This window comes from Thermohalobaculum sp. (genome assembly GCF_058622915.1).
In genome coordinates, this window is the sequence record NZ_JBZSYN010000144.1 from 1 (window position 1) to 5,588 (window position 5,588).

Sequence of the window (5,588 nt, forward strand, 5' to 3'; positions counted from 1 at the left end):
CACTCGTCCCCGAAGGTCCGCCGAATAGGCCCTGCTCATGCCCTGCCTCGTCGTTGTTTGAGGCAGAGACTCGAACGTCAGAGCGCCCCTGTGAACCCCGCCAATGACTCGGCAAAGCCGGAACGCGCTCTAGATCCGGATGCCGCCGGCCGGCTGCAGCACCAGCTTCTCGACCGAAAGGGTGCCCGTGCCGGCACAGTTGGCGAACACCGCCTCGGCCACCTGCGCCGACGACAGCATCTTCGCCGGGTCGACCTCCTCCCCCGCGAAGGAATTCGTGTAGGTCACGCCGGGATAGACGTTGGTCACGGCAACCCCCGCCTGTGCGACCTCCTCGCGCAGACAGGCGAACAGCGCCGCCTCCCCCGCCTTCGCCGCGCAATAGGCCGCCTTTCCGGCCAAGGGCCTGAGCGCGGCCACCGAGACGATGTTGGCGATGCGCCCGCGCGCCTTGAGAACATGGGGCAAAAGCGCGCGCGTCACCGTGAAGGGGCCGAGCACGTTGGCCCGCCACATGGCCTCGAGCGTCGCCGCGTCGGTTTCGCAAAACGCGCCATGGGCGAAGCCACCGGCATTGTTCACCAGGAGATCGATCTCGGCGCCCTCGAGCTCGACCGCCACCTGCTCGACCGCCGCCGAATCCGCTGCGTCCGCCTGCCAGAAGCGGCCGGTGCCCGATGCATTCAGCTCGGACACGTCCGCGGCCGAGCGGGTCAGCCCCGCCACCCGCCAGCCGGCCTCGGCGAAGCGCGCGGCGATGGCGCGGCCGATGCCCTTGCCCGCCCCGGTCACGAAAACGCCGGGCATCGCCGCGTCAGCGCAGATAGTTCCACTCGGGCCGGGTCGGGATCAGGAGCGGCGCGTCCCGCACCGGCACCTCGTCCTCGGGGATGAACTTGGGCCGGTCGACGCACAGGATGCGCTTGGGCGAGTCGGTCGGATTGCGGTACTCGTGCACATAGCCGGCGGGCCAGCTGAAGGCATCGCCCGGACGCACCCGCAGATTCTGCTGCAGGAGCCCGGGGTCGAGCACCAGCTCGCGCTCGCGCATCACGCGATGGAAATGCGCCGGGATGACCGCCCCCGGCGCAATCTCGAGCACGTAGAGCCCCACGGCGTCATCTTCGTACAGGACATAGGCGGCGCCGAAGCGGTTGACCTCGATCGCGAAGTCCGGCCGCAGCATGCGCGCCGTGGCGCTCAGGCCCTGGCCGTCGCCCACCACCACCTCCACCCGCTCGTTCCAGCGCCCGGCCGCCGAGGCGAAGAAGAAGCAGCCGATCATCTGCGCCAGCTTCTCAGGTGCCACCTCGCCAAGCACCGAATCGATCACGAAGGCCGTCCCCGACCTGAGCTCCGACAAGGCCTTCTCGTCGGCAACCAGCTTGCCGTCGGGCAGCAGCGAGACCCCGACCAGGGGCGACGCCTTTGCGCCGCCACCGCGCGGCGCGTGCGCGAAGCGGATCCTGGCCTGCCCGGTCCTGGCCTGCCCGGTCCTGGCCTCCCCGGCGTGGCTGGACGGTTTTTCCGAGACCCTCAGGTTCATGCGCATCCTCGCTGGCGGTCGTGCCCCGTTCACCGCGACGGGACCTCCTGTACCCTTGCCGAGCTTGGTTAATTGAGCGTTAAGCACGTTCGCGCCGGCCGCGCCCCGGCCTCAAGCCCGGGCCTCAACCCTTGTCGCGGGCGCCCCCGGCAGGCTATTGCCCTGTACAGAGGCCGTGTCGCGAGGTCGCCCATGCCCCAGTTCCAGAAGATTCTCGTCGCCAACCGGGGCGAGATCGCGATTCGCGTGCTGCGCGCGGCCAACGAGCTGGGCAAGCGCACGGTCGCCATCTACGCCGAGGAGGACAAGCTCGCCCTGCACCGCTTCAAGGCGGACGAGGCCTACCAGGTGGGCAAGGGCAAGGGGCCGGTCGCCGCCTATCTCGACATCCCCTCGATCCTGCGCGTGGCCAAGTCCTGCGGCGCCGACGCGATCCACCCGGGCTACGGCTTCCTTGCCGAGAACCCGGACTTCGCCGAGGCCTGCGAGCACGCCGGCATCGCCTGGATCGGGCCCTCGCCGGCCACCATGCGGCAGCTCGGCGACAAGGCCAGCGCCCGGCGCGTCGCCATCGCGGCCGGCGTTCCGGTGGTGCCCGCCAGCGAGATCCTGCCCGACGACATGGCCGAGGTCCGGCGCATGGCCGAGGAGATCGGCTATCCCCTGATGCTCAAGGCCTCCTGGGGCGGCGGCGGGCGCGGCATGCGCCCGATCGCCGGCGCAGACGAGCTCGAGACCAAGGTGCGCGAGGGCCGGCGCGAGGCCGAGGCCGCGTTCGGCAACGGCGAAGGCTATTTGGAGAAGATGATCCCGCGCGCCCGCCATGTCGAGGTGCAGATCCTGGGCGACCGGCACGGCGCCGTCTACCACCTGTTCGAGCGCGACTGCACCGTGCAGCGGCGCAACCAGAAGGTGGTCGAGCGCGCCCCCGCCCCCTACCTCCTGCCGGACCGGCGGGCCGAGCTGTGCGAGCTGGGGCTGAAGATCGCGCGCCACGCCGGCTATTACTGCGCCGGCACGGTCGAGTTCCTGCAGGACGCCGACACCGGCGCCTTCCACTTCATCGAGGTCAACCCGCGCATCCAGGTCGAGCACACCGTGACCGAGGAGGTCACCGGCATCGACATCGTCAAGGCGCAGATCCGCATCACCGAGGGGGCGACCCTGGCCGAGGCGTCCGGCGCCTCGGCGCAGCAGGACATCGCGCTCGACGGCCACGCGCTGCAGTGCCGGGTGACCACCGAGGACCCGCTCAACAGCTTCATCCCCGACTACGGCCGCATCACCGCCTATCGCGGCGCCACCGGCTTCGGCATCCGGCTCGACGGCGGCACCGCCTATTCGGGCGCGGTGATCACGCGCTACTACGACTCGCTCTTGGAAAAGGTCACCGCCTGGGCGCCCACGCCCGAGGAGGCGGCGCTGCGCATGGACCGGGCGCTCAGGGAGTTCCGCATCCGCGGCGTCGCCACCAATCTGGTGTTCCTCGAGAACCTGCTCAAGCACCCGGCCTTTCTCGACTGCTCCTACACCACGCGCTTCATCGACACGACGCCGGAGCTGTTCGACTTCCGCCCCCGCCGCGACCGCGCCACCAAGCTCTTGCGCTTCATCGGCGAGGTCACCGTCAACGGCAACGCCGAGGTCAAGGGGCTGAAGCGCCCGCCGGCCCATGTGCGCCCGCCCGAGCCCCCGGCACTCAGGCGCGAGGACCCGCCGGCCGGGCTCAAGCAGATGCTCGAGGCGCAGGGCCCCAGGGCGGTGGCCGACTGGATGCTGGAGCAGAAGAAGCTGCTCTTGACCGACACCGCCATGCGCGACGGGCCGCAGTCGCTGCTGGCGACGCGCATGCGCTCGCTCGACCTGGTCCGCGCCGCGCCGGCCTATGCGCACAATCTCCCCGAGCTGTTCTCGGTCGAGTGCTGGGGCGGCGCCACCTTCGACGTCGCCTACCGCTTCTTGCAGGAATGCCCCTGGCAGCGCCTGCGCGAGCTGCGGGCACGCATGCCGAACCTGCTCCTGCAGATGCTGATCCGCTCCTCGAACGGGGTCGGCTACACCAACTATCCCGACAACGTGGTGGAGAAGTTCGTCGCCCGCGCCGCCGAGACCGGGATCGACCTGTTCCGCGTCTTCGACCCGCTCAACTGGGTCGAGAACATGCGCGTGTGCATGGACGCGGTGCTCGCCTCGGGCAAGCTCCTCGAGGCGGCCATCTGCTACACCGGCGACATCCAGGACCGGGCGCGCTCGAAATACTCGCTCGGCTACTATGTCGAGCTGGCCAGGCAGCTCGAGAAGGCGGGCGCCCATATCCTGTGCATCAAGGACATGGCCGGGCTGGTCAAGCCCGGCGCGGCGCGCGACCTCGTGGGCGCCTTGAAGAACGAGATCGCCATCCCGGTGCACCTGCACACCCACGACACCAGCGGAATCTCGGCGGCCTCGGTGCTGGCCGCCGCCGAGGCCGGGATCGACGCCGCCGACGCGGCCATGGACGCGCTGTCGGGGCTGACCTCGCAGCCGCCGCTGGGCTCGATCGTCGCCGCGCTCGAGCATACCGAGCGCTCGACCGGGCTCGAGATCGAGGCGGTGCGCGAGATCTCCACCTACTGGGAGGGGGTGCGCCGCATGTACGCGCCCTTCGAGTCCGACATGCGCTCGGGCACCGCCGAGGTCTACCTGCACGAGATGCCCGGCGGCCAGGTCACCAACCTGCGCGCCCAGGCCCGCGCGCTCGGGCTCGAGGACCGCTGGCCCGAGGTGGCGCGCACCTATGCCGAGGTCAATGCCATGTTCGGCGACATCATCAAGGTGACGCCGACCTCGAAGGTGGTCGGCGACATGGCGCTCGCGATGGTCTCGGCGGGGCTCACCCGCGCCCAGGTCGAGGACCCCGAGACCGACGTCTCCTTCCCCGACTCGGTGATCGGCTTCTTCAGGGGCGAGATGGGCCAGCCCCCCGGCGGCTTCCCCGCCACGCTGCAAAGGAAGGTGCTGAAGGGCCAGCCCCCCATCAGCGGCCGGCCGGGCGCGCAGATGCCGCCCGTGGATCTCGAGGCCAGGCGGGCCGAGGCGGAAGACCAGATGCCCGGGATCGGCGTCGACGACGAGGACCTGTGCTCCTACCTGATGTATCCCAGGGTCTATCTCGACTACATGGGCCGGCGGCGCGAGTTCGGCCCGGTCAGGGTGCTGCCGACGCCGACCTTCTTCTGGGGCATGGAGCCGGGCGAGGAGATCCATGTCGACCTGCGCCCCGGCGTAACCCTGGTGATCCGCCTGCAGGCGATCTCGGAGCCAGACGAGAAGGGAGCGGTGCGGCTGTTCTACGAGCTGAACGGCCAGCCCCGGACCATCCGCGTCGAGGACCGCCGCTTCACCGCCACCCACGCCAGCGCCGAGAAGGCCGACGCCAAGAACCCCGCCCATGTCGCCGCGCCCATGCCCGGCGTGGTCGGCTCGGTCGCGGTCGCAGCGGGCCAGCAGGTCAAGGCCGGCGACCTGCTGCTGACCTTGGAGGCGATGAAGATGGAGACCGCCATGCACGCCGAGCGCGACGGCACGATCGAGCGCGTCGTGACCCCGTCCGGCACGCAGGTCGATGCCAAGGACCTCCTGCTGGTTTTCGCCGCCTGAGCGGGGTTGTGCACATTGCACACGCGGCTAAGACATTGATTTAATTGGGGATGCGATTCGGGCCGGGTTTATGGTTAATGATCGGTGAGCGGGCTGTAGGGCGGGCTTGAGCCCGCCATTCAACCATTCCGCATGACGTGGCGGGCTGAAGCCCGCCCTACTCGTTGGCACACATCCCACCGGCCGGTATCCGAGGCCCCGGCTCGGGGGCCGGGGCCTGTCAGGAGGAGAGGTGGCGCCAAAGGTCCGGCGTGCGCCCGGGGCGCGGTGCCGCGCCGGGCCCCGGACCCGATCCGGGGCCTAGGGGGGTGTGGCCGTGGGCCAGGAGGCCCCGGCTCGGGGGCCGGGGCCTGTCAGGAGGTGAGGTGGCGCCAAAGGTCCGGCGCGCGCGGGGCGCGGTGCC

Annotated in this window: 3 protein-coding genes; 1 reads left to right on the forward strand and 2 read right to left on the reverse strand. The window is 70.3% G+C overall.

Annotation, left to right across the window (positions count from 1 at the left end; all coding sequences use genetic code 11):
• Positions 1 to 129 precede the first annotated feature (129 nt).
• Together AC32QD_RS11350 and AC32QD_RS11355 are read right to left on the reverse strand one after the other, a co-directional pair.
• Positions 130 to 807 (reverse strand): SDR family NAD(P)-dependent oxidoreductase, encoded by a 678-nt coding sequence (locus tag AC32QD_RS11350; protein WP_492010614.1) that lies wholly within the window; start codon positions 805 to 807, stop codon positions 130 to 132.
• A gap of 7 nt (positions 808 to 814) precedes the next feature.
• Positions 815 to 1,546, reverse strand: coding sequence for a cupin domain-containing protein (locus tag AC32QD_RS11355; RefSeq protein ID WP_492010615.1), 732 nt, complete (start codon positions 1,544 to 1,546; stop codon positions 815 to 817).
• Positions 1,547 to 1,738: 192 nt separating this feature from the next.
• Between AC32QD_RS11355 and AC32QD_RS11360 the strand changes: the two genes are divergently transcribed.
• Entirely contained in the window at positions 1,739 to 5,185 is a 3,447-nt protein-coding gene (locus tag AC32QD_RS11360) for a pyruvate carboxylase (protein WP_492010616.1), read from the forward strand.
• Positions 5,186 to 5,588 lie beyond the last annotated feature (403 nt).

Bases quoted from the DNA above. Each gene is read 5' to 3' on its own strand.
- AC32QD_RS11350 (WP_492010614.1), bottom strand. From the start codon at position 807: ATGCCCGGCGTTTTCGTGACCGGGGCGGGCAAGGGCATCGGCCGCGCC.
- AC32QD_RS11360 (WP_492010616.1), top strand. From the start codon at position 1,739: ATGCCCCAGTTCCAGAAGATTCTCGTCGCCAACCGGGGCGAGATCGCG.
- AC32QD_RS11355 (WP_492010615.1), bottom strand. From the start codon at position 1,546: ATGAACCTGAGGGTCTCGGAAAAACCGTCCAGCCACGCCGGGGAGGCC.